The organism is Streptomyces sp. NPDC059455 (assembly GCF_042750115.1).
Taxonomy (GTDB): Bacteria; Actinomycetota; Actinomycetes; order Streptomycetales; family Streptomycetaceae; genus Streptomyces; species Streptomyces endocoffeicus.
The window spans coordinates 59,618-86,352 of sequence record NZ_JBHYVB010000015.1; the positions used below are offsets into that span (position 1 = coordinate 59,618).

A 26,735-nucleotide genomic window follows, 5' to 3' on the forward strand; every position below is an offset into this window, starting at 1 on the left:
CCACCCACACCCCCACAACACCCCACCCCCCCCTGTGGGCGCGGCCACGTCTCACCCACCCCGTCACCGGTACCCGCGCACGCCCCCCCCCCCACGCTGCTGTGGGACGCGCAGAAGGACGATCGCGCCCTGACGCAGGAGGAGAAGGACCGCGCCACCGCCATGATCACGAAGTCCGACAACGATGCCACCACCGCGCTGTGGAAGCAGCTCGGGGCGGACAAGATCAATGGATTCCTGCGGGCCGCGGGGATGACCAACACCGTCCTCGACAGCGAGGGGCACTGGGGGCTCACCCAGATCACCGCGAACGACGAGGAAAAGCTCCTGAACCTGGTGACCCACGCGAATCCGGTGCTCAGCGAGGACTCCCGCGGCTACATCCTGAAGCTGACGAGCGAGGTCATCCCCGCACAGCGCTGGGGGACACCGGCCGGCGCGCCGAGCGACGCACAGGTGCATGTGAAGAACGGCTGGCTGGAGCGGGCCACGAACGGCTGGCGGGTGCACAGCCTGGGCGCCTTCACCGGCGGCGACCACGACTACACGATCACGGTGCTGTCGCAGGACAACGCCACGATGGACGACGGCATCGCCAATATCGAGGGCATCGCCCGCGCGGTCCACCAGGACCTCAACGCACCCGCGTCCGCGCCCAGCGCTCGGCCCTAGCCCGGTCGGCGCGCCCAGCGCTCGGGCCTAGCCCGGTCGGCGCGGTCAGCCTGGTCGGCGCGGTCAGCCTGGTCGGCGCGGTCAGCGCGTCAGTCCTGGTGTGTGGTGGTCCAGCAAGCGGGTGAGCAGTCCCAGGAGTTGGTCGCGCTCGACAGGGTTCAGCGGGGCGAGCAGTTCGTCGTGGAGTTCGTCCAGGACCTTGTCGAGGCGGCGTAGTCGGTGGCGGCCCCGGGGGGAGATCGTGATGGTGTTGCGGCGCCGGTCGTCGGGGTCCGGCGCCCGCTCGACGAGGCCACGCTCGGTCAGTTCGTTGAGCACACCGACCATGTCGCTGCGGTAGATACCGGTGCGCCTGCTCAGCGTCGCCTGGCTGCCCGGCCCGTATTCCTGCAGCGAGGCGAGCACGGCGTAGTGCCACTTGCGGGCGTCGGCCCGGGCCAGCCCCTCGTTGATCAGCCGGTCCGACCGTGTGGTCAGCTGCGACAGCAGCCGGCTCACCAGTCGACGCAGCCGTTCGGGCGTCTGGGGCGCGCTGGCGTCGGGGACGTCCGCGGCTTCGGCTCTGGTCATGGCGCTCATCCTATCGATTGCGTTAGTCCGACTAACGATGTACGTTCGCTCGCGCCGACAGCGTTAGTGCGACAAACGTTTGTTGAGCGAACTTCACGGAAGGAAGACCTTGCCCACCACGACACTGCGGATTCCCACCCCGGACGGTGAGGCCGACGCCTTCGCCGCCTTCCCCGACCGTGGCGAGCGGCACCCAGGGGTGCTGCTGTACCCGGACGCCTTCGGCATCCGGCCCGTGCTGAAGGAGATGGCCCGCGAACTGGCCGGGCACGGGTACTACGTGCTCGTCCCCAACTTCTTCTACCGGCACGGCCCGGCACCGGTGATCGAACTTCCCGAGTACATCGGAGAAGAGGTCCGGCCCGCGCTCATCGGCCGGCTGATGCCCCTGATCGAGGAGCACACCACCGAACGGATCCTGCGCGACGCCGATGCCTACCTGAGGTTCCTCACCACCCGGCCCGAGGTCGGCGCCGGACCGGTCGGCGTGATCGGCTACTGCATAGGCGGCCTCCTGGCGATGCGCACCGCCGCGGCCCACCCCGGCCAGGTGGCCGCCCTCGCCGAATTCCACGGCCCCGTGGGCGCCGACGGCCCCGACGCCCTGCACCGCCTCTTCTCCACGCTCACCGCTCAGATCCATCTCGGCCACGCCGAAACCGACCTGACGCCCGAGGCCCTCGGCGAGCTCAACCGGGCCCTGGATGCCGCGGGTGTCGGCTACACCTCCGAGATCTACCCCGGCACCGTCCACGGCTTCACCATGTCCGACACCGACGCCTTCAACCCCTCGGCACTGCAACACCACTGGGACCGGCTGCTCCCGCTCCTGGACCGCGCCCTGGCCAACGGCTGAGGAGGCCTCCGGCCCGGGGAACGAACCTGACGGACGGATTTCCCGCGGTCCGACCTCTTCACGCATCCGGTGCATGCACTGTATACACAGTATATGAGCCGAGAAGACAGAGGCCGCCGCGGTGATGCCCAAGGCGCCGACGCCCTCACCGACGAACTGCGCCGGCTGATCGTCGAGGGCGTCTACCCGCCGGGCCACCGACTGGTCCAGGACGAACTCGCCGACCGTTTCGGGGTGAGCCGCATCCCGCTGCGGGAGGCCATGCGCACCCTCGCGAGCGAGGGCTTGCTGCGCTCGACACCGGGCCGCGGCACGTTCGTCACGGTGCTGGACCTCGAGGAGATCGACGAGATCTACAACCTGCGGCGGCTGATCGAGCCGAGTTTCGCCGAGCATGTCACCGAGCGGGTCTCCCGGCGCGACATCAGCCGGTTCGAGGAGATGGCGACGGCGATGGAGCAGGCCGGGGGGTCCGGCGCCGATATCTGGTCGCGGACGAACCTCGCCTTCCACCTGGACATGTACCGGCTGTCCCGGCTGCCCATGCGCTACGAGATCATCTCGCAGATGTATCACCGGCTGGAGCCGTACTCCCGGTTCTACGTCCATGGCACCTCGGCGTACGGCCGGGTCCACCACGAGCACGCCGCGATGGTCCAGGCGCTGGCCGACGGGGACGCGGAGGAGCTGGCCCGGCAGATCACGGCGCACATCGACGGCGGGCAGAAAGGGCTGCACACGGCCTGGGAGAACAGCGGCGGCGCCCTCCAGGCGTACTGGGCGGAGTCGGCCCGGTGACCGCCCTCGCGCTCAACACCGATGTGGGCGAGGGGTTCGGGGTCTGGGGGCCGGCCGACGAGGGCGAGCTGCTCGACCAGGTCACCGCGGCCAATGTGGCCTGCGGTTTCCACGCCGGCGACCCCGACATCCTGCGCCGCACCTGCGAGGCGAGCACCGCCCGGGGTGTGGCGATTGGGGCCCAGGTCTCCTACCGCGACCTGGCCGGTTTCGGCCGCCGCTTCATCGATGTGCCACCGGCCACGCTGGTCAATGAACTCCTTTACCAGATGGGCGCGTTGGAGGTGTTCGCCCGACTCGCGGGCGGTCGCGTCGGCTATGTGAAGGCCCATGGCGCGCTCTACAACGCGGCGGCCCGGCACACCGGGCACGCGGTCGCGATCGTCGAGGCCGTAGCCCTGTACGACCGCGCCCTGCCGCTGCTGTGCCAGCCGCGCACCGCGGTCTGGGAGCGGGCGGTGGAGGCCGGGGTGCGCCCGCTGGCCGAGGGGTTCATCGACCGCGGCTACACCGACGAGGGGCTGCTGGTGCCCCGCTCCGCGCCCGGAGCCCTGATCACCGACCCCGCCGAGGCGGCCGAACGCGCCCTGCGGATGGCGGAGTCGGGGACGGTGGTCTCGGTGAGCGGCAGCGTCGTACGGATCGCGCCGGACGGCGGGGAGCTGGCCGCGCTGTGCGTGCACAGCGACACCCCCGGCGCGGCCGGGCTGGCCGCCGCCGTACGGGAGGCGCTGGCGTCGAGGGGTGTCGTGGTGGGCCCGCCCGGTGCCGTCGCGGACCGGGTCGGGGTGCGGCCGTGACGCCGGCGGATGTGCCTCCCGCGGACGCGGCCCGGACGAACGTGCCCCCCGCGGACGCGACCCAGGTGAACGCGCGCCCTGCGGACGCGAAGTCTGTGAAGGTAACGTCAGACGAAACGTTTCTGCGGAGGGCCGGCGACCGGGGCTGGCTGATCGAGTGCGCGGACCGGCACCCCGCCGAGGTCGCCACCTCGATCCGCGCCCAGCCCTGGGCGACGGGGCTGCGGGAGGTCGTGCCCGCCGCCACGACCGTGCTGGTGGTGGCGGAGACCGCCGCCGGGATGGGCAAGCTCGCCGCCGGGCTGCGCACCGTGCTCGACGGGTCCGGCGCCCACCGCACCGGATCGCCGCCCGGCAGACGGATCGTGATTCCGGTCCGCTACGACGGCCCGGACCTGCCCGAGGTCGCCGAACGCCTCGGCCTGGCCCCGGCGGAGGTCGCGCGGCGGCACGGCGCGGGGGAGTACCGGGTCGGCTTCTTCGGCTTCGCGCCCGGCTTCGCGTATCTGGACGGCGTACCGGAGAGCCTCCGGCTGCCCCGGCTGTCCAGCCCGCGGCCGAGGGTGGCCGCCGGGGTGGTGGCCATCGCCGGGAACCAGACGGTGGTCTACCCCGGCGGAACTCCCGGCGGCTGGCACCAGATCGGCGTCACCACCACCCGGCTGTGGGACGTGACGGCCGAACCGCCGAACCGGCTCGCCGTCGGCGACCGGGTCGTCTTCGAGGCGGTGGCGCCATGACGGTCACCTCCGCCGTCCCGGGCCGCCGGGTCCGCCCCCGGCACCGGCCACCGGATCCCGGCACCGGTCCGGAGCCCGCCGTGCTGACGGTCGTCCGGGCGGGACCGGCGGCCAGCGTGCAGGACCTGGGCCGGCCGGGGATGGCCCACCTGGGCGTGCCCGCCTCCGGTCCGGCCGACCGGCGCAGCTTCCGGCTGGCCAACAGGCTGGCCGGGAACCCGGAGGACACCCCGGCCCTGGAGGTCACCCTCGGCGGTCTCGCGATCACCCTCTCCACCACCCGCCATGTGGCGGTCACCGGGGCCCCGGCGCCGCTGACGGTCGACGGGGTGCCGGTCGACGGCGCGCCGCGGCTGCGGCTCCGGGCCGGATCGGTGCTCGCGATCGGCCGCCCCTGGGCGGGCTGCCGCACCTACCTCGCGGTCTCCGGCGGGATCGAGGCGGAGCGGGTGCTGGGGTCGGCCTCGCGCGACTCCCTCACCGGGCTCGGCCCCGATCCGGTGTGCGCCGGGGCGGAGTACGGCCTCGGCCCGGTGCGCCCGGTCCCGGCGGTCCCGCTGGAGCTGGCGTTCAGCGTCGTCCCGTGCGGCGGCCCGGCCACCGTCCGGTTCCGTTGGGGCCCGCGGCACGAGCTGTTCGACGCCGCGGACCGGCACCGGCTCACCACCACGCCCTGGCGGGTCTCCGCCCAGTGCGACCGGGTGGGCGCGCGGCTGACCGGACCGCCGCTGGCCGTCGGCTCGGCGGACCTGCCCAGCGAGGGGACGGTACGCGGCGCCATCCAGGTGCCGCCGTCGGGCGAGCCGATCGTCTTCCTCGCCGACCATCCGGTCACCGGCGGCTACCCCGTCATCGGGGTGGTCACCGACGCCGACATCGATCTCGTCGGCCAGACCCTCCCCGGGGACGAACTCCGGCTCGCCCCCGTCCACTGAACCCCCTGAAACACCCTGAGATGCCCACCCCTAAAACACCCTGAAACACCCTGAGAAACCTCAAGGAGACACCCACATGACCACTCAGCCCGACTCCCTCGTCCCCTTCCACCTGGCCATCCCGGTGGACGACATCGAGGCCGCCCGTGAGTTCTACGGCAAGGTGCTCGGCTTCGCCGAGGGCCGTTCGGACACCAAGTGGATCGACTGGAACTTCGGTGGCCACCAGGTCGTCACCCACCAGGTCGGCGACGGCCCGTCCGGGGCGCCGCGTGACGGCGTCGCCGGGACCAACCCGGTCGACGGCCACCAGGTGCCGGTGCCGCACTTCGGCCTGGTGCTGCCGGTGCCGGAGTTCCAGACGCTGGCCGAGCGGCTCACCGCGGCGGGCACGGAGTTCGTGATCGAGCCGTACGTCCGCTTCCAGGGCGAGCCCGGTGAGCAGTGGACGATGTTCTTCCTCGACCCGGCGGGCAACGCGCTGGAGTTCAAGGCGTTCGCCGACCTCGGACAGCTCTTCGCCGTCTGATCCGCGTCCGCCCGGCGGTCCTCATCCGCCCGGCGGTCTTCACCGACCCACCACCGACTCACCGGCGGCGGCGCCCGGCCCGGCAGGACGACGGTCATCAGCAGGAGGAATGGTCCCGCGGATGACCGTCGTACGGGCCCCCGGCGCCGTACCGGCGGCACTGACAGCACATCCCGGCCAAAGGACATGTCAGACCCGGAGGAACCCATGACGAGCGTACCAACGGCCTCAACGGCCTCAACGGCACCCGGAGACCCCGGGGGCGCGGCCGCCGTGGCCACCGCGGCGCGCGGCGGCCCACGCCGGGCGGCGCTGGCGGCGGCCGCCGGCACCGCCATCGAGTACTACGAGTTCGGCGTCTACAGCTATCTGGCCGTGGTCATCGGCCCGCACTTCTTTCCCGGGGACGACCCCACCGCCGCCCTGCTGGCCACGCTCGCGGTGTTCGGCAGCGCGTTCCTGATGCGGCCGCTGGGCGGCATCGTGCTCGGTCGGCTCGGGGACCGGGTGGGCCGCAAGCCCGTACTGATCCTCACCGTGACCGGGATGGGCGGCGCCACCGCGGCCGTCGGGCGGCTGCCCACGGCCGACGCCGTCGGCGTGGCCGCGCCCGTCGCCCTGCTGGCGGTGCGGCTCGCGCAGGGGTTCTTCGCGGGCGGTGAGGTGACCGGTTCTGCCACCTATCTCGCCGAGTCGGCCCCGGCCGGGCGGCGTGGCTTCTTCGGGGCCTTCACCCCGGTCGGGGTGGCCCTCGGCGGCGGGGCCGCGGCGCTGGTCGCGGGCGTCACCACGACCGCGCTGAGCGAGCGCCAGCTCGACGCCTGGGGGTGGCGCATACCGTTTCTGCTCTCGCTGCCCCTGGTCGCCGTCGCCCTGATCGCCCGCAACCGGCTCGCGGACTCCGAGAGCTTCCTCGCGGCGAAGTCGGAGCGGGCGACGGCCAAGGCGCCGCTGACCGAGGTGTTCACCCACCACCGCGGCCCGGTGCTGAAGGTGACCCTGCTGGCCATCGGCTCCAACTGCGGCTACTGGGTCGGCCTGATCTTCATGAACATCTACCTGACCACCGACCTCGGCTACCCCAAGGACTCCACCTTCTGGATCATGGGCGGGATCAGCCTGTTCGTGGCCGCCCTGATGCCGGTGTGCGGGGCGCTGTCGGACCGGTGGGGCCGCAAGCGGCTCATCACGGTCGGCTTCGCCGGGTACGCGGTCCTGGTCGTCCCCGCGATGCTGGTCATGGGCCTTGGCAGCTTCCCGCTCGCCGTCGCGGCCATGGTGGTGCTGGCCCTGCCGATGCCGGTCGTCCAGTCCGTCACCTACCCGACGTACGCCGAGATGTTCCCGACCCGGGTGCGGTACACCGGGCTCTCGTTCAGCTTCAACATCGGCACCATCGTCGGCGGCGGGCTCAGCCCCTATCTGTCCACCTGGCTGATCTCCGCCACCGGCAGTCTGCTCGCCCCGGGCTTCCTGCTGATGGCGGCCGTGGTCGTCGCCCTGCTGACGCTGCGTACCGTCACCGAGTCCAGCCACGGGGAACTGGCGTGACGGCCGCCGTGCGGCCCGGCCCCGCCGCCTCCGGAGCCGGCCTTCCCGAGGACGTCCCCGCCACCCCGGCGGCGCTGCGGCGCCTGGTGGCGGACGGCCGGTGGACCGGGCCCACGGCCGGTCTGCTGGACGGGTACCAGCAGGCCAACCTCGTGATCGTCCCGCGCGACCTGGCCTTCGACTTCCTGCTGTACTGCACCCGCAACCCCGCGCCCTGCCCCGTCCTCGCCGTCACCGAGCCGGGCGACCCGGTGGTGCGGCTCGGCACGACCGTCGCCGACCTGCGGACGGACCTGCCGCGCTACCGGGTCTGGCACGACGGCGAACTCGCCGCCGAACCACCCGACATCACCGCCCACTGGCGCCCGGACGCGGTCGGCTTCCTCCTCGGCTGCAGCCACACCTTCGAGGGCCCGCTGCGCGCCGCGGGCGTCCCGGTCCGGTACGCCCCGGAGTCCGCGGCGCCGCCCGTCTACGTCACCGACGTGGCCACCCGCCCCGCCGGGCGGCTGTCCGGACCGCTGGTGGTCAGCATGCGCGCGATACCGGGACGGCTGGTGGCGCGCGCCGTCGAGATCACCGCCCGCTATCCGGCCGGGCACGGGGCACCGGTGCACATCGGCGACCCGGCCGCGCTCGGCATCGCCGACCTGGCCCGGCCGGACTTCGGCCCCTCACCGGTTGTCGAGGACGGCGACGTCCCGGTGTTCTGGGCCTGCGGGGTGACACCCCAACTGGCGCTCCCCGCCACCCGGGCCCCGTACACCATCACCCACTACCCGGGCCATATGTTCGTGTTCGACCACACCGTCGACGCGGGCCCGGCACCGGGGTGAACGGCCATTCGCGGTCCGGCGGCGGGGGTTTCAGGGAGCGATGCCCACGCCGTCGATCCGGCTCCAGGCCCGCTCCTGGGCGGACGTCATGGCCGGCCACGTCAGTCCGCCCGGCCGGGGCCGGACATGGGAGGCGTAGGGCTTGGGGCGGAAACCGGAGTCGTAGAAGCACCCGGTGCCGTAGACGCGGTCGAACGCGGCGCACGCGGATGCGATGTACCGCGGTGTGGGCTTGTTTCCGGTGCGCACCCAGGAGTCGAGCGCGGCGATGGAACCGGCGTACTCCGCGTTGCTCAGCTCGCTGTGTTCGCTCTCCTTGGTGAAGGTCTGCACGAGGTTCTTCCCGCGGTGCGCGCCGTCGACCGTCGCCCGGTACGCCGATTCGTGCTCGACGAATGCCGTGGGGTCGTCGATGGCGTGCATCGTCAGTACCGGGATGGACACCTGCCCGGTGAGGTCGCTGTCGTAGGAGAGGTCACGCCGGGCGTCGGGGGCGGCGGAGAAGCGCTCGACGCCCGCGTTCAGCGCCGTGTCGTCGTGTGAACCGGAGTACCACACGCCCTGGTTGCTGAATGGATTGCGGTCGCCGAGCCGGCTGTGCACGATGTCGCGGAAGGTGAACACCGAGAACCGCAGATGGGACTCCAGCGTCCGCTCCGGAAGGCGTGTGACGGCGAGGATGTCGTCGAGGTTGCGCTGCTGCGGCGCGGTGCGCTCCTCGGGGGCGGAGGCGTAGCCGGTGCACTCCTGGAGGCGGGCGCGCAGCCCGGCCGTCGTCAGGGTCGACTCGGGACGCAGCCCCTGCCACAGCGGGTACTGGGGCTCGCTGGGGCGTGGCAGATTGCGGCAGTAGTACTGGTAGACCACCCGCAGATCCACGCGGTAGTCATAGCCCCGGGAGCCGCCGCCCAGGACACCGCTGGTGAGAAGGGCGCCGTCGTAGGGGCCGTTCTTCCCTCCATACGTCTCCACGACCTTGGCGGCGACGATTCCGCCCCAGGACTGGCCGTGTACGTACGTCCGCTCGGGCTTGCCGAAGTCCGCCACGAACAGGCGGCGCAGATTCTCCGTGTCGGCGGCCGCCATGCGCGTTCCGTAGCCACCTCGCCGGTACGACGAGCCCGCCCAGGCGTAGCCCTCGGACACCATCACCGACCAGCGGTCCAGATCGCCTACGCTCCGCTCGGGATCGGACCCGTCGCCCAGGTCGGGGCCGCCGTGGGAGTGGACGATCAGCGACCCGTTCCACTTCTTCGGAACGGCGATCGCGTAGTACGCCCCGTTGCTGTCCTTGCCGGTGTAACACGTGGCCTTGTCGCCCACACTCGCCGGGCACGCGACCGGCGCGGGACCCGGCTGGGCCGCCTGGACCGGACCGGCGTTGCCCAGCGTCCCCGCGACGATGCCCGCGATGCCGACGGTCGACGCCACGGTGCGCCGCATACGCGTCAGGCTTCGCAGAAGGGAGGAAGGCACGTTCCGACTCGAGCTGTGCACAGCAACGCTCCTGACCTCAGTGGCGCTCCCTCGCGCCAGGCGTTGCGATGTTAAGGACACCTGTTCTGCCGACACCATTGAGCAGGGAGTTCTGTTCTTAACGTGCACGGCTCTTCCATGTGCACGGCCGGAGGAGACCGTGGTGCTGCAATGGATCCACGTCCCTCGACGAGCTCCGCACCCTGCTGGCCCGGCATGCCCGGCCCGACTGGACCACCGCCATCGACGGCGTCCTCGTCTCGAAGGCCGACCGGCCGGATCCGCCGGCGCCCTCCATGTCCGGCATGGTGCTCGCGGTCATCGCCCAGCGAGCGGCCACCCATCCGAACGACGTCACCGGAGTCGGTCAGCGGGTCGGCTACGACAACGCGTCGCAGTTCAGCCTTTCCCGAACTACTGATTCCCTCCGAAGCCTGTATCTTCCGAGGGGCTACTTCGCGGACGACTACGGGAGCGCAGCTTTGGGAGAGAGCGAAGTGGTGGCGCGGTGACTACCGTCATGGCCAAAGCACACTGGCGCGGTCACCGCCTTGATGCCACCATTGAATCGGCGCAACAATTGTGCGATGGAAGGTTGTAATGGGTAATAGAGAGCGTATCGTGCTTGAAGGGCTTCGACTGTTCAACGAGGATGGATTCGATGCCGTCAGCACAAACCATATTTCAAAGAAGCTGGGTATTAGTCCTGGAAACCTCTACTACCACTTTCGCAACAAGGAAGAGATTGCCTTCGAGTTGTATTCGAGAATGACGGATGAAGTTCGCCGTAATGGGGTATGGGATTCGCCGGTTACCTCCGCAGGCGTGGCTCGGGTATATGTCGTTTCTCTCAGTATAATTTTGCGATTCCGTTTTGTGTTTGCCGATTCGGCGTCTCTCATGCGTGCGAACCCTTCCATCGCTTCGCGGCACAGCGAATCCCTCTCATGGGCGACTGACCGCTTGATCGCACTCTTCGAGGAACTGCGAGCGCTGGGGCACTTTCGGCGCCCCGATCTTCCGGGAAGCAGTGTGGGACGCTGCGCGTCGACCACTGCGGTGGTGTTCGTCGGCTGGTGGCAGTACCTAGGGGCGATATACGGGGAACGAGGAGCCACGCACGGCCACTTGGGAGAGGGCGCTCGCCACGCGTTCTCAATCGTCGAGCCACACTTGACTGACGACTTCGCGAAGGAGGTTGCGGCCGAGATCGAGCGGATTGCAGCTTGCGGGACGATCGATGGCCTGCCACCTGCATGAATCATCGTGACTTGTGTGGAGTAACGATGAGACGGTGGCCGCAGGTCACAGCGTGGATTCCGTCCGTTGGCGGGAGGCGCCCGAGGTGGTCATGGGCCGGATCGCGGACCGGTTCGCCCGGGTCGACCCCCGGCTGCGGGCCGGGGAGAGCAGCCCGCACGGCATGCGGCATGTGCTGTGCCGGGCTGTCTGGTATGCCGATGCCGTCCGTGATGACGTACGTGAGCAGGCAAGTTCCGCGCCGACGCTCTGGTGAAGAAGGTGCCGAAGCGGGCCTGGCGGAAGTTCTCGGCCGGACGCGGCGCGAAGGGACAGCGGTTCTACGACCGGGCCGTCATCGACCTTGCCGAGACGGCACCGGGCCGCCACCAGCTGCTGATCCGCCGCAACCGCGCCACGCCTCGTCGTGCGGCCCGTCCGCGACGCTGCCCACCGGCTTGACTGGTCCGACCGGCGCCGCCGTCACCAAGGACGATCACGAGCCAGTCGCTACCGGCGGCAAGCCTCCTCCCAGGCATGAAGATCACGATCTACAGCTGGAGTACTGGACCGGTAAGCGTCGGAGTATGGGCCGTATGTCCGGAACGCTCCAGCTCGCAGGGCAGTGGACGCCGGACCCAGCCTCCACCCCAGGATCCGTGGACTGAATATAGGTTGCCACGGCGGAATCAGATCATTTCAGGAAATCGGCTGAAGGATGCGACCGCGGAAAGGTCCTCAGGTATTCGAAGAAGCGAGCGAGAACCCGATCACCACGAGTGAGATTTCCGGGAGTATAACGCATACTGGCGAAGATCGGCACGTCCTCGCTGGCGATTGACATCTCCAATTTCAGCACGTAGTCAAGGAACTCCGCAGTTTGCTCGCGCGTTTCGTCGGGCTCGGGTCGCGCGCAAATCGTGTAAAAGACAGTGGTCTGACCAGGAGTGGGAATCCCCATCCAAGTGGACCAGCCAAACCAGCGCCCATCGACCGTTCCGTTCTGGTGGAAAAGGTTTGTTCCGTGGATCTCGGGACGAATATCGAGAACCGGCCCAGCCGGTGTCTTCGCATGGATCGGGAAGGTCGCAGAGTAATCTTGCCACGTGGCATCTTCGTACGGATCGTTGCGCACGTCGAACTGGTGAAGTTCCGTGATATGCAGCAGATCAGGAGTATTCGCGCAGATCACCCACGGGTCGACCGAAAATCGGTCAGGGAACGTCCCAGACCTGAGCATCAAAGATGCCTCCGGATGGTCGAAGTCCGGAATTGAGAACCGCGGCTCCCGACCATTGAAGGCGAAGACGACACCATACCGCTCCATGGTCGGAAACCTGTAGAGCGACGCTCGAGGCGGGACTGGGTCCCCGGACGGAAGGTAGGCGCATCGCCCACTTTCACCGTCGTACTCCCAACCGTGGAATGCACAGCGGATGTTACCGGCGTCAGTTACCTCACCGATCGACAAGTCCGCTCCAACGTGCAGACAATACGCGCTGAGTACACGGACTTCTCCGTGCCGGTCACGTGAAACAATCACGCGTCCGTCAAGGAAATCACAGCCATGCACTCCTCGGGCCGGAACGTCGGAACTCAGACAGACCGGAAACCAGGTCTCGCTGAATACACCTCCGTCGCCTTCCGCGGGAATTTCTCGCCCCTTGAATCGACGTTGCTGTACCGCATCATTCGCTTGAGTCGCCGTCACTTGTGTACCCCTATCCGTAGTCTGCGCATCCGCGCTTCAGAAAGCACACCTGATACAAGGCGAGCGTGGTGGGAGTCGCTTGCCGTGCCAGTTGTTAGAGTCTAAGCTCTAGAGCGTCCGTCGGTCAACCAGGCACCCGCAACGTGGAGGTTTCTTTGTCAGAGCCAAGCTTTCCGGTAGTGGTGACCGAGACCTGGACCGCGGCACGTCACGTGCTGGCTCTCGACGTCGACGCGGATTCGGATCTTCCCCTGCCGGCTTGGACTCCTGGTAGCCATGTCACGGTTCACACTCCGGCAGGTTCCTGCTGTTTGTCGCTATGCGGTCGCCCGGCCGATGATCGTTGGCGGCTGGGTGTGAGGTATCGCGAGAGCGGAGCGGCACGGTGGCTGCACGAGCATGCCGCAGTCGGTACGTCCCTGGAGGCCAGTTCGCCGTCCAACACGTTTGGGCTCGATCCAAGTAGTGATAACCACATCCTGATTGCCGGCGGCGTGGGAATAACCCCAATGCTCGCCATGTCCCTGGAGCTTGCCGAGCGGGAATCATCCTGGCATCTGTTGTATATCGGACGGTCACGCCAGGAGATGGCATTCCTTGATCACCTCAGAGGTGTTCGAGAGAACGTGACCCTATGGGAGACGGCGCTGTACGGAAGACCTAATATTTCGGCCTTGGTAAGCGATTGGATCGGAGGTCGGTCGACCACCCTCTACTGCTGCGGGCCGGCGGGGCTGATCGAGTCGGTTTCCAGCGATTTCTCGGCCCACGACGGCCCGCGAGTCATTTCCGAGCGCTTTACTGCCAATACCGGGTTGAGCGGTGATTTCGAGGTCGAGCTTGGCCGATCCGGTGGTAGGATCCGGGTTCCTGCTGGCGTGAGCGTTCTGGACGCCCTTGAGGAGCGGGGTGTTGACGTACCGTGGTCGTGTCGAGCTGGTATCTGCGGGACATGCGAAACGCCTTTGATCTCCGGCCAGACCGACCATGGCGATAGCCTCGTCGGGCTGACTCGTGCCGCCGATGTCTGCTTCCCCTGCGTCGTCCGTGCAGTCGATGACGTCATCGTGCTCGATATCTAGATCGCGAGTAACGGTTTTGGTGTCGTGCTCCCTGCCTGGGCGGACCGGTGAGACCCAGATCGGCCAGCCGTCCGGGGCGGCGATGACCTGCACGTTCCCGCCATGATGCCGGTGTTTTCCGGACCACCAGAGGTCTGCGCCGTTGGGGCCGGGGCGACGCCGCGGTCGGTTCGGATGACCGTGCCGTCGAGGTTCAGATGCGTCAGCCCGGCCCCAGGCAGGTTGGGGAAGACGGGTGCCGTCGATGAACCAGCGCAGGACGAGCACCGCCTGCCGGAAACAGCCCAGCGCACGCCTGCCCTTGCGGGTGCCGGCCGCGATGCGGTGATTGCGCAGCAGCCGGGCCAGGTGCTCGGCGGTGGACCGCTTCACATCGAGCACGGCGGTGTATGTGACACTGGTCGACACGTGAGGCCCCTCGGTCAGAACAATCCGTCGCAAGATCGTTCCTGCCAGGGGCCCCACGCCTGCCCGGACTTGGGGACCGCACGGGCCGCAGCGCAAGCATCGCGATCGCAGCGGGCCTCCTCGATGCGGTCCCCGAGGTTTCGGATGATCTCTTCCAGACGCCGGCGTTGCTGGGGGGCGACGCGGAGCATCGGGCAGCGGATGCAGGCGTGTTCGTGCGCGCACGGGGTGCCGTAGGGGCGCCCGCAGGTGCCGAGTTCGACCTTGCGCGGCTCGAAGTGCTTTTGGAACTCGTCCCATTCCTGTTCGGTGGGTTCTCGGTATTCCGCGGCCGGGTGGGTGGCTCGTCGCGTGTCGAGGAAGGTTCGGTAGGACTTGATCAGCTCGTCCTGGAAGACCGCGAGGTAGGCCTGGGTGGTGTTCAGGCTGTGATGGCCGAGGATCTTCGCGGCGATGTGGACGGGAAGGCCGCCGGTGACGGCGTCCGTGATGAACATCCTGCGGAAGTCGTGCGGCGGGTAGCGCAGAGGCTGGCCGGCCCGGTCCATGAGCCCGGCCCGCTCCAGCGTGTCATTGAGGAGCCGGTAGCGGACCTTGGTACTGATGATCTCCCGACGCCACCCGATCCCGCGTTGGAAGAGGTGGGGCAGCATCGGGCCGGTCACGCGTTCATGTGGGATCGGGTTGATCGTGCCGACGGTGGAGGCCGACTTCGTCCTGGGTGCCCGGCGCGGTTTCGTGGTGCGTGGCAGCTACAGCACGAACTCGCGCACCTCCGCCGAGTTCACCTTGTCCCACCGATCTAGCCGGTGCGCCGGTATCTACCGATGCAGCACGGCAGCCCGGCGCCCTACGCGGCGTTCGCGAAGAAATCCATGGACGACTTCGGGGGCCAGGACGTGTTCACCAAGGAGAGCGACGTCGCCGAGACGGTGTGGCAGGCCGTGCACGACACCACCGGGCGGCCGCGCTTCCCGGCCGTCCCGACGCGGTCCGGCTCGACCAGGCGAAGTGACCGGTCGGCGGGCACGGTGTTCATCCCTGGTCGGCCCCGCTCGCCGGGACGGTGATCCGGCGCGAATGGGGCGGAACCTGCCGGAGGTTCCGCCCCGTCCCCTGTGCGTCAACCGCCGGCCGTCAGAAGCGGTCCGGGGAGCGCTGCGGAAGCGGGGCCCCGGGACGGATGTCCCGCTTCCGGTCCTCCTGGGCGCCGCCGTTCGAGTCGCCCGTCGCCTCGCAGGTCACGTCCTTCGCCGGCAGCTTGCCGGTGGTCAGGTAGTCCGCCACCGTGCCGTCCGTGCACGCGTTGCCGCTCGGGTAGACGCCGTGGCCCTCGCCGCCGAGGACGGTCAGCATTCTCGAGCCCTTCAGATCGGCGTGCAGGGCCTGACCGCTCGGTAGCGGGGTCTGGGAGTCCCACTCGTTCTGCACGACCAGCGAGCCGACCTTGTTGTTCACGACGGTGGCCCGCTCGACCGACCTGTCCCAGAACGCGCAGGGCTTGATGCTGGACGCGAAGTCGCCGTAGAGCGGGTAGCGGCCCTTGTCCTCGATGGCGTCCCGCCGGTAGCTCTCGGGGTCGCGGGACCAGGCTGCCGAGTTGTCGTTGCACACCACGGCCCAGAAGCTCGCGGTCATGTTGTCGCTCGGTACCTCGGCGGAGTCGGCGGCCAGGCGTGGCGTGCCGGCCGGATCCGGGAGCTTCTCCCCGGAGGCGGGCTTGCCGGCCGCGGCCTTCTTCAGCTCCACGACCAGTTCGGTGCCCTCCCGCACGCTGAAGACCGCGCCGCGCATCATGCTCCGGACGTCATCGCCGGTGTACTTCTCCCCGTCCATCTCGATGGGCTTCTCGTTCGCCCGCTGGACCAGGTCCCAGAACGTCCGGTCGACCTTCTTCGGGGTGTCGCCGAGGTCGTACTTCTCGGAACGCGCGGCGGCCCACTCGGTCCACCGGTCGAACGCGGGCTCGGCACCCTCCGCCCACCACTGGATCATCTTTCGCCAGGCGCGCGCCGGATCGACCGCGCTGTCCACCACCACCCGGTCGGCCCGGCTCGGGAACAGCTGGGTGTAGACGGCGCCGAGGTATGTCCCGTACGAGTAGCCGAAGTACGAGAGCTTCTTCTCGCCGAGGATCGCCCGGAGCAGATCCATGTCGCGTGCCGTGTTGCGCGTGGTGATGTGCTTCAGCGTGGCGCCCGACTTCTCACGGCACTTGCGCGCGACATCCCGCGCCCAGGCGACGTCCTTGTCGAACGTCGCCTCCTTGTACGGCCGCAGCCAGTTCTCCTCCTCCGGCTTCAGACCGCAGGTGACGGGCGTGCTCCGGCCCACCCCGCGCGGGTCGAAGCCGATGAGGTCGTACTGCTGCCGTGCGGACTCGGGCAGCATGTCCTTCATCTGCAGCGGCATGTCGAGCCCCGGCCCGCCGGGGCCACCGGGGTTGGCGAGCAGAACGCCGTGCCGCTTGGCCGGTGTGGTGGTCTTGATCCGGGATATGGCCATGTCGATCCGCTTGCCGCCGGGGGCCCGGTAGTCCAGCGGCACCTTGATCGTCGCGCACTGGTACTCCGCCGGTTTGTCGGCTTCGCACCGCTGCCACTTCGGCTTCTGTTTGATGTACGGGTCCAGGGCGCTCGCGGTGGCGGTGGACGTCGATGCGGGGCCGGCCTCGGCGGCGGTGGCCGTCGAGGTGGCGAGCGCGGGAGCCAGCGTTGCCGTGACACCGACGGCTAACAGGGGCGCGAGACCTCGTCTACGCACGAAATCGTTCCTTCCGGTGGTGTGTCGGGACAGGAACGATCATTCAGGTGGGGTGCGCCGGGGAACATCGGCCGTGCGTCCCCAACTCCCCTCCCTCTTGGGAGGGATATGACGGCCGTGCGTGGTCCCCTGGTTGTACGGCCCGCCCGCGTGCCGCTCAGGGGCGGGGCACCTCCTGGCCGTTGACGAACACCCGCCGGAAGGTCAGCTCGTCGGTGTGGGCGATGCTGTCGGGGTCGCGGATGCCGGTGAACGTGGAGCGGGAGAGGTGCACCCCGCGCAGCGGGTCGGTCTCCAGGCCGACCAGCCGCAGCACGGTCTGGGCGCCGTCGATCTCCATCCGGTCCAGGTGGATGTTCCGCACGGACACCGGCAGTGTGCCGGCCTCGCCACCGTTGTAGTCCATGGTCACGAAGGCGATGTCACGCTCCACGCCCTGCCCGGTGAAGTTCCGGATGTGCACACCGTCGATGGAGCCACCGCGCTTCTTGTTCGCCTTGACGTACAGCGCGTACTTGACGGGGTAACGGCCGGGGAAGTCCGGAGGGTTGATCTCGCAGTCCTCGGCGAAGATGTCACGCACCCCGCCGGACATCTCGCTGCCGACCGTCATCCCGCCCCAGCGGCCGGAGAACCGGCAGTCGCGCACGACGATGTTCCTGCTCGGCACGCCGACCCGATGGCCGTCCTCGTCCCGGCCGGACTTGACGGCCACGCAGTCGTCGTTGGTGTTGAACCGGCAGCCGGTGATGAGCACATCGGAGCAGCACTCGGGGTCGCAGCCATCGGTGTTGTAGAGCGTGCTGTCCACGGTGATGTCGCGCACGGTGACGTTGCTGGAGAGCACCGGATGTACGGTCCACATCGGCGGGTCGACGATGGTCAGGCCGCTGACCAGGACGTTGCGGCAGCGGTAGAACTGCACCATCTTCGGCCGCAGATGGTGGCCGTCGCCGAAGACGCGCCGCGCCACCGGCACCCCCGTGGAGCCCATCTCGCGCAGCAGCTTCTGGTCGGCCCCCTGCGGTCCGCTGTCGCGGTACCAGCTCTCCCACGGCCCGAGCCGCGCCTGCCCGTCGAGCGTGCCGCGGCCGGTGACCGCCACGTCCCGCTCACCATAGGCGTAGATGAAGGGCGAGTAGTTGTAGGCCTCGGTGCCCTCCCAGCGGGTGAGCACCACCGGCAGGAAGTCGCGCGGATCGGGGCTGAAGGCGATGGTGGCGCCCTCGGCGACATGCAGGTCCACCCGGCTGCGCAGATGGATCGCGCCGGTGAGGAAGCGGCCCTCGGGGACGACGACATGGCCGCCGCCCGCGCGGTGGCAGGCGGCGATGGCGGCCCGGAACGCCGCGGTGTTCATCGTCCGCCCGTCGCCGACCGCGCCGTAGTCGGTGACCCTGAACGTACGCCGGGGGAAGGCGGGCGGCCTGATCCGGGCCAGGATCCCCGGCACCGCGCGCCACGCCCCGGTGTAGGCGGCGGCCGCGCCGGTGTGCGGAGTGGCCACGCTGGTGTGCGGAGTGGCCACTCCGGTGTGCGGAGTGGCCGCGTACGCCTGCTCCGCGGACAGCGGCGGGAGCAGCGCGCCCGCCGCCAGCAGACCGCCGGTGCGCAGCGCCGCGCGGCGGGATGGACTCGGGTGCATGGCCTGCCTCCTTGGCAATGCGCTAGCTGACGGAGATCCGGTCCAGATCGGGCGCGGACTCGGTGTCGTTGGAGATCTTGATGGTGTTGGCGCCTGGCTTCAGGGTGACGGGGAGGGAGGTCGTACGTGGCGTGGTGTTCCCGGTGTCCGTCACCGTCACCTTGGCCGCCGGGCCGCCGTTGACGCTCACCTGGAACGAGCGGGTGCCGTTGACCGTGTAGTCGAGGTGCAGCGTGTGCTCTCCGCCGTCGGGGACGACCACATCGGGGAACACCATGGCCGCCTGCTCGCTGCCGCCGATGTTGCGCACCTTCTCGGCCCCGGAGCAGGGGCCGCAGCCGGTGATGCCCGTGCTGCCGAACTGGTTGGCCGAGTCCTCCGCCTCACGGGCCCATATCCGGCCGTCGGGCAGTGGCCGCACCCGGACCTGGTCCGACACCGACTTCTGCCGGCCGAGCAGCCCGTAGTCCGCCGTGACGGGGATGTCCGCCGACCCGGCGTCCTGGCCGGGCGGGGAGGTGACGGTCCAGGTGCCCCGCACCGTCTGGCCGAGCCGCAGCGACCGGGCCGTGACCGGCCCGCCGTCCGCGGTCCAGCCGGCCGGCAGCCGGGGGGCGAGGCTGACCTTGTCGAGCTGCTCGTCGTCGTCCAGCCGGAGCGTCGCCGTGACGGTGAGGGACCGCTGCCCGGGGCCGACCCACTGCAGACCGTGGGGCCGTACGGTGAGCGTGGTCTTGGGGGTGTACGAGGCCGGGGGCAGCGGGGCCACCGCGATCCGGTCCAGGCCGGGGCCACGGCGGGCGGTGCTGAACACCTTCACCGTATTGGCACCGGCCTTGAGCGGCACGGACACCGCCGTGCTCTCCGGCACCTCGGAACTGTCCGCGGCCACCGGTACCTCGACCGGTGCCGCGCCGTTGACACTCACCGACAGGGAGGAGTCGGCCGCGGCGGTGTGGTCCAACTGGAGCCGGTAGTCGCCCTGTTCGGGTGCGCGTACGTCACGGTACGTCACGGAGTCGCGCGACCCGCCGCCGAGGCCCTCCACGCGCCGGCCGCCCGAGCAGGCGCCGCATGCCACGGAGTGGGCCGCGCCCGTCGGCCGGTTCTGCCGTGCCTCGGCCTCCAGCGGCAGCTCGGTGCGGGTGGTCTTCGAGCGGCCGTACGCCACCTGGATCTCGTCGATGCGCAGCTGGTTGTAGAACTCGGGCGCCTGCGGGCCGCCCCAGAGGCTGCGCACCTCCAGCTTCAGATAGCGGGCGGTGCGGTCGCCGATGTCGATGGTGCGCACCCCGCGCGCACTGGGCAGCGTGCCGGAGCGCACCTGGGTCCAGCGCTTGCCGTCGCCGCTGGCGTAGACGCGGTAGTCCTTGATGCGCGCGGAGTCCTCGGGGCGGCCGAAGGACGACCGGGCGTGTGTGGGGGACCACTCGCGCTGGTTCACCGCCAGCGACGTGGCGTGCTTGCGCCCGCCGAGGTCGAGGGTGACGGAGACGGGCAGCTTGCCGTCGCTGTCCCAGTAGGTCTCGTAGTCGCCGTCGGCGAGGTCGGCCGCCGGGTGGCCGGTACGCGCGGACGTGGCGGTGGCGCCGACACCGGACTGCGGGTAGAGGGGCCGTCGGCCGTCCGTCTCGACCTTGAAGACGGTGTCGTACGGGTCCCAGTCCTGGATGCCGAGGATCGACAGCCGGCCACCGGACTGGCTGAAGCGCATCGCCTCACCGGTGCGTAGATCGGTGACCCGGCGCACGGTGTAGCCGTTGTCGCCCAGCCGCACCATGTCGGTGCGGGGCCGGGTGACCACGTGCACATACTGGGTGCGGTCGCCGTTCTCGCCCCGGCCCACGGTGACCACGCCGTGGGCGCCGTCGTTCCAGAAGCCGGGCTGCATCCCGCCGTACATGTAGCCGCCGCCCTCGACGCCGTACACCGACTCCCGGATGGGCTCGACCCACTTGCCCATGAAGTCGTTGAACTCCTCCTGCTGGGGCGGGAGTTTGCCGTTCACCATGGGTGTCTCGGCCATGAGCGACTTGATGGAGGAGCCCGCGTTGGTGATGTAACGGCCGGTGCTGAGCCGGGCGTCGACCTCGTGGTCCCCACCGTCGTACCACCAGTCGCCGGTGGTCGGCAGCTTGTAGTCGGCCTCGGTCAGCCGGGGCATGGGGACGGTCACGGCGGCGGGGTAGTCGTACGCCGGGGTCATGCCGGTCTTCTGCTCATTGCTGACCGTGTCCATGATCGGCGTGTCTTCGTTGTTGTTGCTCAGCAGCCAGTCCGGCCGGCGCTCGCGGATCTTCTCGTAGAGACCGTTCTCCTCCCAGTACTCGTTGTCGTTGTCGATCCAGAACCCCGACAGATCCGGGTACTTGTCCATGACCTCGAGGAACAGGTCGTAGCTGTACATGCCGAAGCCACGGCGTGTGGTCAGGTCCACCTGCCGGCCCTTGTACTTCGAGTAGGCGGCCGAATCCAGCGTCTCGGTGCCCGACTCGTTGTGCCACTGCGGGTCGTCGGTCATGTAGAGGACGATGCGCACGCCCTTGGCCTTGGCCGCGGCCACCAGCTCGCCGAGCAGATCGCGCTCGGTGGCACAGCTGCCGGGGACCTTCGAGGGCCAGGGGCGGGCGTAGCCCAGCCCGCTGTGGAAGGTCGCGAGCACGATGTACGAGGCGCCGAGCTTGCGCGCCTCGTCCACCCAGTAGTCGGCGTTCCAGCCGCCCTCGGTGACATCGCGCTCCCATTCGGCGCAGTCGCGGTGCTGGGGGTTGGTGAACATGCCCCAGTGCAGGAAGAGCCCGGCGGTGGACTGGCGCAGCCACTCCTGCCGGGGGTGCTGGACCTCGGCCTGGGCGGGGGCGGCCAGAAGGCCGATGGCCAGGGCGAGTACGACCGCCGCGCACAGCGCGCGCCACCGGGAGCGGGCGGCGCGGGCGGTACGGGCAGCACCGGCGGCGCGGGCTGCGGGGATGTGGATGGGGCGGAGCGGGATCCTCGGCGTGGGCATGTTCTGTCCTCCGTGAACGTTCCCGTGAGCGTTCACGGAGCACTGTCCGGCCCACCCGGCCGCCGTGTCAATATGTGTGCGAGGTTGGGGTGTTCGGCTGTGGGGTTCCGTTGACGCCCGTCGACGCCGCGGTGATTATCGAGGAGAAGCGCTTCGGGGATCACCCCCGTGAGCGGTCCCGAGTGCCACGTCGTACCACGTCCGAGGGTGGGGAGAGGGGTGGGGCCCGTGCCCACGAGCGCCAGGCCGCGCCGCATCACCATCGAGGATGTGGCGCGCTCGGCCGGGGTGTCCCGGCAGACGGTCTCCCGCGCGGTCAACGACAAACCCGAGATCGACCCCGCCACGCGGCAGCGGGTGCTGCGGGTGGCCCAGTCGATGGGGTACCGGCCCAGCCGGTTCGCCCGTGGCATGGTCGGCCCGCGGCTCACCACGCTGGGTCTGGTCATCGCGGATGTGCTCAACCCCTTCTTCCCCGAGGTGGTTTCCGGTGTGCTGGCGGCGGCCGACGAGCGCGGCTGGCAGGTCGCCATCTACAGCACCGGCTCCGCCCTGGAACGCGAGACCGCGGTGGCGCGGACCGTCGTGGACCACGTGGACGCGTGCGTCGCCTTCCTGCTCGACCCCGGCGCCATCGAACTCATCCACCGCTCCGGTATGCCCTTCGTCCTGCTCGACAACGAGCACCGGCCACCGAGCGTGAACGGCGGGCGGATCGAGTTCGCCACCGGTATGCGGCATGCGGTCGGCCACCTCGTCGAGCGCGGCCACCGGCGGATCGCGATGCTCGACGACCGCGGCCGCCCGGACGCCGGCGGCCACGGCACCCGCCACTCACTGTTCCTCGGCGCCGCCGCCGAACACGGGCTGCCCGCCGACGAGGGGTGGGTGTTCCCGGCGGCCAACTCCCTCGAGGGCGGGGCGGCGGCCATGGACGACGTGCTGGCCGGCGGCTTCGGGGCGACGGCGGTGCTCGCGTACAACGACCTGATCGCCATCGGCGCCATGCGCCGCGCCCGCGACCGCGGTATGCGGGTGCCCGAGGACTGCGCGTTCGTCGGGTGCGACGGGCTGACGCTGAGCCGGCTCGTGGACCCGCCGCTGACCACCCTGACAGTCGACAAGGAACTCCTCGGCCGGGCCGCGGTGCGGCAGGTCGCCGCGCAGATGACCGGCGCCGGAACGGGGGAGACGGTGATCGTGCCACGCCTGGTGGTACGCGCGTCCTCCTGATGTGGTCGCCCTCGGTCGATGTGGTCGCCCTCGGCTGACGTGGTTGCCCTTGGGTGACGTGGCCGTCCTCGGGCCGGTCGCCGACCCGCGCTCCGCTCCGTAGGTGACGATACTGCTGACGGAACGCGGTGCCGAGGCCGCAGACGGCGGGCTGAGGGGGAGGCATGTCGAGCTACCTGGCGGAACTCTCCGCTGACAGTGGCGAACTGGGCGACCGCGCTCGACGCTGCCGCCAACTCGTCACACAGCGCGTCTTCACATGACTGGGATGGGGCTCCAACGGACAGGTGTAAGCGTCCATGGGGGGGCCGGGGGAGGAGTGACCGATGGCGGGGCGTCCCGAAAGCCCGCTGGACCCGAGCGCGGGTCCGGTGCAGCGGTTGGCGTTTGAGTTACGGAAGCTGCGGGAGGAGGCAGGCGGCCCCACCTATCGGGCCATGGCCGCGCGTACCGGCCACGGGGCGAGCACGCTGTCCCAAGCGGCGGCGGGGGAGCGGCTGCCGACCCTCCCGGTGGTGCTCGCCTACGTACAGGCATGCGGCGGCGACCCTGAGGAGTGGGAAGACCGCTGGCGGCAGGCGGCGGCGGATGAAGTGGCCGAGCCGCGGACCGACGATGCCGAGCCTCCGTACCGGGGCCTGGCCCGCTTCGAGCCGGACGACGCGGCCTTGTTCTTCGGCCGGGACCAGCTCATCGACGACCTGCTGCGTCTGAGCGGCCGGCACCGGATCACGGTGGTGGTCGGCGCCTCCGGAAGCGGAAAGTCCTCTCTGCTGCGCGCCGGTCTCATACCTCGCCTGCGCACCACCGACGACCCGCACTTACGCCCAGCCGCCCTCCGGGTCATCACCCCCGGCGCCCACCCGCTGCGCACCCACGACCAGCGGCTCACCCCAAAGGGCGGTGAAGAGGGGGATACTTGGCTGGTCGTCGACCAGATGGAGGAGCTCTACACCCTCTGCACCGACCCGGAAGAACGCGTCCGGTTCCTCGACCGCCTCCTGACCGCCGCCGCCCCCGACAGCCGATTACGGGTGCTGATCGCCGTACGGGCCGACTTCTTCGGACATCTGGCCGGTCACCGGCCCCTCGCCGACGCGCTACGCGAGGCCACCCTCCTGGTCCCGCCCATGAACCGGGGCGAACTCCGCGAGGCCATCGTCAAACCCGCCCAGGCCGCAGGCCATATCGTCGAACGCACCCTGACCGCGCGCATCATCGACGAGGTCGACGGCGAACCCGGTGCCCTGCCCCTGGTGTCCCACGCCCTCCTGGAAACCTGGCACCGGCGCAAAGGCCGGGCCCTCACCCTGACCGCCTACGAAGCCGCCGGCGGTGTCCACGGCGCCCTCGCCCAAACCGCCGAAGACCTCTACACCCACCTGCCCTCCACCCAAGCCCTCAGCGCTCGCCGGATCCTTCTACGCCTGATCACCCCGGGGGAAGGCGCACAGGACACCCGGCGGCCCGCGGCCCGGGAAGAACTGGAGACAGAGACTTCTACCGCCACCGCTGAAGTATTGGAACGGCTGGTGAAGGCGCGACTGGTCACCCTCGACGGCAGCACGGTGCACCTCGCCCACGAAGCCCTCATCGCCGCCTGGCCCCGGCTGAGGGAATGGATCGATGACGCCCGCGAACGGCTGCGTCTGCACCGCCAGCTCACCGAAGCCGCTCACACCTGGAACGAACTCGGCCGCGAGCCCGGTGCGCTCTACCGTGGCACCCGACTCGCCGCCGCGGAGGAAGCCTTCCTCAACGCCAACGCCAACGCCAACGCCAACGCCAGCGCCAACGCCAGCGCCAACGCCAGCGCCAACGCCGACAGCGACAGCGACCTGACCTCTCTGGAACGTGACTTCCTGACCACCAGCCGCACCGCTCGCCGCCGTGAAGAGGAAGCGGTCGCCCGCACCACCCGACGCCTGCGCCAGTTCGCCGCCACCTTGTCGATCCTGCTCGTACTCGCCCTGGCCGCCGGGCTGATCGCCTGGCAGCAATACCGGACCAGTGAGCAGGAGCGGCACCAGGCGCTCAGCGCCCAGCGAACCGCACTCTCCCGTCAGCTGGCGGCACAGTCGGCCGGCCTCGTGGATTCCAACCCTGACCTGGCTTCACTCTTGGCGGTCCAGGCATACCGGACCACTCCGACCAAGGAAGCCACGGCCAGTCTTTTCGCCGCCGCGCGCCTTCCCCTTCGGCGCCGTCTGAGTGGGCACACCGACGCTGTGGAATCCGTCGCGTTCAGCCCGGACGGCCGCACTCTGGCCAGTGGCGGTGACGACAAGACACTGCGCCTATGGGACGCGGTCACCGGGAAGCCGCGCTCCAAACTGAGTTGGCGCACCGATGCCGTGGAGTCGGTGGTGTTCAGTCCGGACGGTCGTACCTTGGCCGGCGGTGGAGGGCATGGGCGGATTCGGCTGTGGGATGTGGCCACCGGGAAGGTGCGCGCCACCCTGACCGGACACACCGACGTCGTGAACTCGGTGGCGTTCAGTCCGGACGGCCGCACTTTGGCCAGCGGTAGTGATGACACGCGGATACGCCTGTGGGATGTGGCCACGGGGAAGATGCGTGCCACCCTGACCGGGCATACCGACTTCGTGGAGTCGGTGGTGTTCAGTCCGGACGGTCGTACCTTGGCCAGCGGTGGGGAGGAAGGCCAGCTTCGGCTGTGGGATGTGGCCACCGGGAGCACCCGCACCACCCTCACCAGACGCGCCGACTACGTGGGGCCCATGATGTTCAGTCCGAACGGACGTACCTTGGCCAGCGGTGCGGAACATGGGCAGGTTCGATTGTGGGACATGGCCACCGGGAAGGTGCGTGCCACCCTGGTCGGGCATACCGATACCGTGGAGTCGGTGGGGTTCAGTCCGGACGGCCGGACTCTGGCCAGCGGCAGTGCCGACAAGACGGTGCGTCTGTGGAACGTGACCACCGACAAGCCTCAGAACACCCTCACCGTGCCCGGACCTTCCAGCGTCGTCGTGGATTCATTGGTGTTCAGTCCGGACGGCCGCACCCTCGCCAATTCCGGGGGAGTTGGCGCGATCTGGTTATGGGACGTGGCTACAGCGAAGCTGCGTACCACTCTGTCCGGGCATATCGACTTCGCCTTGTCAGTGGCGTTCAGTCCGGACGGCCGGACCATGGCCAGCGGCGGAGAGAGCGGAAAGATCCGGTTGTGGGACCCGGCTGCCGGAAAGTTGCGCACCACTCTGACCGGGCACATCACCGACTTCCTGAACCCGGTGGCGTTCAGCCCGGACGGCCGGACTCTGGCCAGTGGCGGCGGAGATACGAAGGTGCGTTTGTGGGACGTGGCCACAGGCAAGGTGCGCGCCACCCTGGTCGGGCACACCGATACCGTGGAGTCGATGGTGTTCAGTCCGGACGGCCGGACTCTGGCCACCGGTGGAGAGCGCGGGAAGATCCAGTTGTGGGACGTGGCCGCCGGCAAGCCGAGCATCACTCTGACCGGCCACAGTGACTTCGTGCGGTCGGTGGCGTTCAGTCCGGACGGCCGGACTCTGGCCAGTGGCAGTGACGACAAGACGGTGCGTTTGTGGGACGTGGCGACCGGCGGGCTCCGTACCACTCTGACTGGGCACACTGATGCCGTGAACTCGGTGGCGTTCAGCCCGGACGGCCAAACCCTGGCTATTGGCGCGGACGAAAAGATCCGATTGTGGAATGTTGATCTACCTGACCCTGCCTCCTCCATCAGGACGATTTGCCGGGCGGTCCACAGGTCCTTCATGGCACGCGAACGGTCGCAGTACCTAGCGGGCCACCCTTCTATGGCCTGTCCGACGGGTCGGTGACGATCCGGGCTGCCGATCCTCGTCAACCGCCATCGCGTCGGCCGGACCGTGAGG

The 26,735-nt window shown here is 69.5% G+C and carries 23 protein-coding genes and 3 pseudogenes; 17 read left to right on the forward strand and 9 right to left on the reverse strand.

The features are described 5' to 3' along the window. Window positions 1-672, forward strand: a 672-nt coding sequence (locus tag ACFXB5_RS07710; protein WP_385203775.1) for a serine hydrolase, incomplete at its 5' end; no start/stop codon positions are given. Between the two features lie 81 nt (window positions 673-753). Here the strand turns inward: ACFXB5_RS07710 and ACFXB5_RS07715 are convergent. Next, the gene (locus ACFXB5_RS07715) at window positions 754-1,242 is read right to left on the reverse strand and encodes a MarR family winged helix-turn-helix transcriptional regulator (RefSeq protein ID WP_385203778.1); all 489 of its coding nucleotides are present in this window, start codon (window positions 1,240-1,242) and stop codon (window positions 754-756) included. A gap of 109 nt (window positions 1,243-1,351) precedes the next feature. Between ACFXB5_RS07715 and ACFXB5_RS07720 the strand changes: the two genes are divergently transcribed. The 8 genes from ACFXB5_RS07720 (at window position 1,352) to ACFXB5_RS07755 (ending at window position 8,287) form a co-directional block, all read left to right on the forward strand. Beyond that, on the forward strand, window positions 1,352-2,098 hold the full coding sequence (locus tag ACFXB5_RS07720; protein WP_385203780.1) for a dienelactone hydrolase family protein: 747 nt from the start codon (window positions 1,352-1,354) through the stop codon (window positions 2,096-2,098). Window positions 2,099-2,191: 93 nt separating this feature from the next. Continuing rightward, window positions 2,192-2,896 (forward strand): GntR family transcriptional regulator, encoded by a 705-nt coding sequence (locus ACFXB5_RS07725; RefSeq protein WP_385203782.1) that lies wholly within the window; start codon window positions 2,192-2,194, stop codon window positions 2,894-2,896. Further along, window positions 2,893-3,696: a LamB/YcsF family protein gene (locus ACFXB5_RS07730; RefSeq protein ID WP_385203785.1), complete on the forward strand. Its 804-nt coding sequence runs from the start codon at window positions 2,893-2,895 to the stop codon at window positions 3,694-3,696. The genes ACFXB5_RS07725 and ACFXB5_RS07730 overlap by 4 nt, the downstream gene beginning before the upstream one ends. Before the next feature lie 95 nt (window positions 3,697-3,791). Next, complete coding sequence (locus ACFXB5_RS07735) at window positions 3,792-4,436, forward strand: allophanate hydrolase subunit 1 (protein ID WP_385203788.1); 645 nt, start codon at window positions 3,792-3,794, stop codon at window positions 4,434-4,436. Continuing rightward, window positions 4,433-5,371 carry a biotin-dependent carboxyltransferase family protein gene (locus ACFXB5_RS07740; RefSeq protein ID WP_385203791.1) on the forward strand — a complete coding sequence of 313 codons (939 nt, stop codon included), beginning with the start codon at window positions 4,433-4,435 and terminating at the stop codon, window positions 5,369-5,371. The genes ACFXB5_RS07735 and ACFXB5_RS07740 overlap by 4 nt, the downstream gene beginning before the upstream one ends. Window positions 5,372-5,447: 76 nt before the next feature. Further along, entirely contained in the window at window positions 5,448-5,900 is a 453-nt protein-coding gene (locus ACFXB5_RS07745; RefSeq protein WP_385203794.1) for a VOC family protein, read from the forward strand. Window positions 5,901-6,107: 207 nt separating this feature from the next. Then, entirely contained in the window at window positions 6,108-7,451 is a 1,344-nt protein-coding gene (locus ACFXB5_RS07750) for an MFS transporter (protein WP_385203797.1), read from the forward strand. Continuing rightward, window positions 7,448-8,287 carry a putative hydro-lyase gene (locus tag ACFXB5_RS07755; RefSeq protein ID WP_385203800.1) on the forward strand — a complete coding sequence of 280 codons (840 nt, stop codon included), beginning with the start codon at window positions 7,448-7,450 and terminating at the stop codon, window positions 8,285-8,287. Before ACFXB5_RS07750 ends, ACFXB5_RS07755 begins: the two co-directional genes overlap by 4 nt. A gap of 30 nt (window positions 8,288-8,317) precedes the next feature. On the opposite strand, the gene ACFXB5_RS07760 is transcribed toward ACFXB5_RS07755, so the two are convergent. After that, window positions 8,318-9,730 (reverse strand): hypothetical protein, encoded by a 1,413-nt coding sequence (locus ACFXB5_RS07760; protein WP_385203802.1) that lies wholly within the window; start codon window positions 9,728-9,730, stop codon window positions 8,318-8,320. Between the two features lie 173 nt (window positions 9,731-9,903). Between ACFXB5_RS07760 and ACFXB5_RS07765 the strand changes: the two are divergent. The 4 genes and pseudogenes from ACFXB5_RS07765 to ACFXB5_RS07780 all read left to right on the forward strand — a co-directional run. Further along, window positions 9,904-10,098: pseudogene (locus ACFXB5_RS07765) on the forward strand (hypothetical protein); the annotation flags it as partial. A 265-nt stretch (window positions 10,099-10,363) separates the two neighbouring features. Further along, complete coding sequence (locus ACFXB5_RS07770) at window positions 10,364-11,023, forward strand: TetR/AcrR family transcriptional regulator (RefSeq protein ID WP_385203805.1); 660 nt, start codon at window positions 10,364-10,366, stop codon at window positions 11,021-11,023. Between the two features lie 52 nt (window positions 11,024-11,075). Next, entirely contained in the window at window positions 11,076-11,279 is a 204-nt protein-coding gene (locus tag ACFXB5_RS07775) for a hypothetical protein (RefSeq protein ID WP_385203808.1), read from the forward strand. Further along, a complete protein-coding gene (locus tag ACFXB5_RS07780) occupies window positions 11,276-11,464 on the forward strand; it encodes a hypothetical protein (RefSeq protein WP_385203811.1) in 189 nt (62 codons plus the stop codon). Before ACFXB5_RS07775 ends, ACFXB5_RS07780 begins: the two co-directional genes overlap by 4 nt. Before the next feature lie 232 nt (window positions 11,465-11,696). Here the strand turns inward: ACFXB5_RS07780 and ACFXB5_RS07785 are convergent, their stop codons facing one another. Both ACFXB5_RS07785 and ACFXB5_RS07790 read right to left on the reverse strand, forming a co-directional pair. Further along, window positions 11,697-12,329, reverse strand: a complete 633-nt coding sequence (locus ACFXB5_RS07785; RefSeq protein WP_385203876.1) for a hypothetical protein — start codon at window positions 12,327-12,329, stop codon at window positions 11,697-11,699. A gap of 45 nt (window positions 12,330-12,374) precedes the next feature. After that, window positions 12,375-12,713 (reverse strand): annotated as a pseudogene (locus ACFXB5_RS07790) (Rieske 2Fe-2S domain-containing protein); the annotation flags it as partial. A 179-nt stretch (window positions 12,714-12,892) separates the two neighbouring features. Here ACFXB5_RS07790 and ACFXB5_RS07795 point away from each other — a divergent pair. Further along, a complete protein-coding gene (locus ACFXB5_RS07795; RefSeq protein ID WP_385203873.1) occupies window positions 12,893-13,795 on the forward strand; it encodes a PDR/VanB family oxidoreductase in 903 nt (300 codons plus the stop codon). Between the two features lie 18 nt (window positions 13,796-13,813). On the opposite strand, the pseudogene ACFXB5_RS07800 reads toward ACFXB5_RS07795, so the two are convergent. Continuing rightward, a pseudogene (locus ACFXB5_RS07800) lies at window positions 13,814-14,203 on the reverse strand (transposase family protein); the annotation flags it as partial. A 14-nt stretch (window positions 14,204-14,217) separates the two neighbouring features. Next, window positions 14,218-14,868 (reverse strand): tyrosine-type recombinase/integrase, encoded by a 651-nt coding sequence (locus ACFXB5_RS07805; protein WP_385203814.1) that lies wholly within the window; start codon window positions 14,866-14,868, stop codon window positions 14,218-14,220. Between the two features lie 162 nt (window positions 14,869-15,030). On the opposite strand from ACFXB5_RS07805, the gene ACFXB5_RS07810 reads away from it, so the two are divergent. Then, window positions 15,031-15,273 (forward strand): hypothetical protein, encoded by a 243-nt coding sequence (locus tag ACFXB5_RS07810; RefSeq protein WP_385203817.1) that lies wholly within the window; start codon window positions 15,031-15,033, stop codon window positions 15,271-15,273. Window positions 15,274-15,340: 67 nt separating this feature from the next. Here the strand turns inward: ACFXB5_RS07810 and ACFXB5_RS07815 are convergent, their stop codons facing one another. The 3 genes from ACFXB5_RS07815 to ACFXB5_RS07825 form a co-directional block, all read right to left on the reverse strand. Further along, window positions 15,341-16,966 (reverse strand): alpha/beta hydrolase, encoded by a 1,626-nt coding sequence (locus ACFXB5_RS07815; protein WP_385203820.1) that lies wholly within the window; start codon window positions 16,964-16,966, stop codon window positions 15,341-15,343. A 157-nt stretch (window positions 16,967-17,123) separates the two neighbouring features. Further along, window positions 17,124-18,611, reverse strand: a complete 1,488-nt coding sequence (locus tag ACFXB5_RS07820) for a glycoside hydrolase family 28 protein (protein ID WP_385203824.1) — start codon at window positions 18,609-18,611, stop codon at window positions 17,124-17,126. Window positions 18,612-18,633: 22 nt separating this feature from the next. Next, a complete protein-coding gene (locus ACFXB5_RS07825) occupies window positions 18,634-21,618 on the reverse strand; it encodes an alpha-L-fucosidase (protein ID WP_385203826.1) in 2,985 nt (994 codons plus the stop codon). Window positions 21,619-21,846: 228 nt separating this feature from the next. On the opposite strand from ACFXB5_RS07825, the gene ACFXB5_RS07830 reads away from it, so the two are divergent. Both ACFXB5_RS07830 and ACFXB5_RS07835 read left to right on the forward strand, forming a co-directional pair. After that, window positions 21,847-22,851 carry a LacI family DNA-binding transcriptional regulator gene (locus ACFXB5_RS07830; RefSeq protein ID WP_385203828.1) on the forward strand — a complete coding sequence of 335 codons (1,005 nt, stop codon included), beginning with the start codon at window positions 21,847-21,849 and terminating at the stop codon, window positions 22,849-22,851. Window positions 22,852-23,177: 326 nt separating this feature from the next. Further along, window positions 23,178-26,681: a hypothetical protein gene (locus ACFXB5_RS07835; RefSeq protein ID WP_385203831.1), complete on the forward strand. Its 3,504-nt coding sequence runs from the start codon at window positions 23,178-23,180 to the stop codon at window positions 26,679-26,681. Window positions 26,682-26,735: the final 54 nt, after the last annotated feature.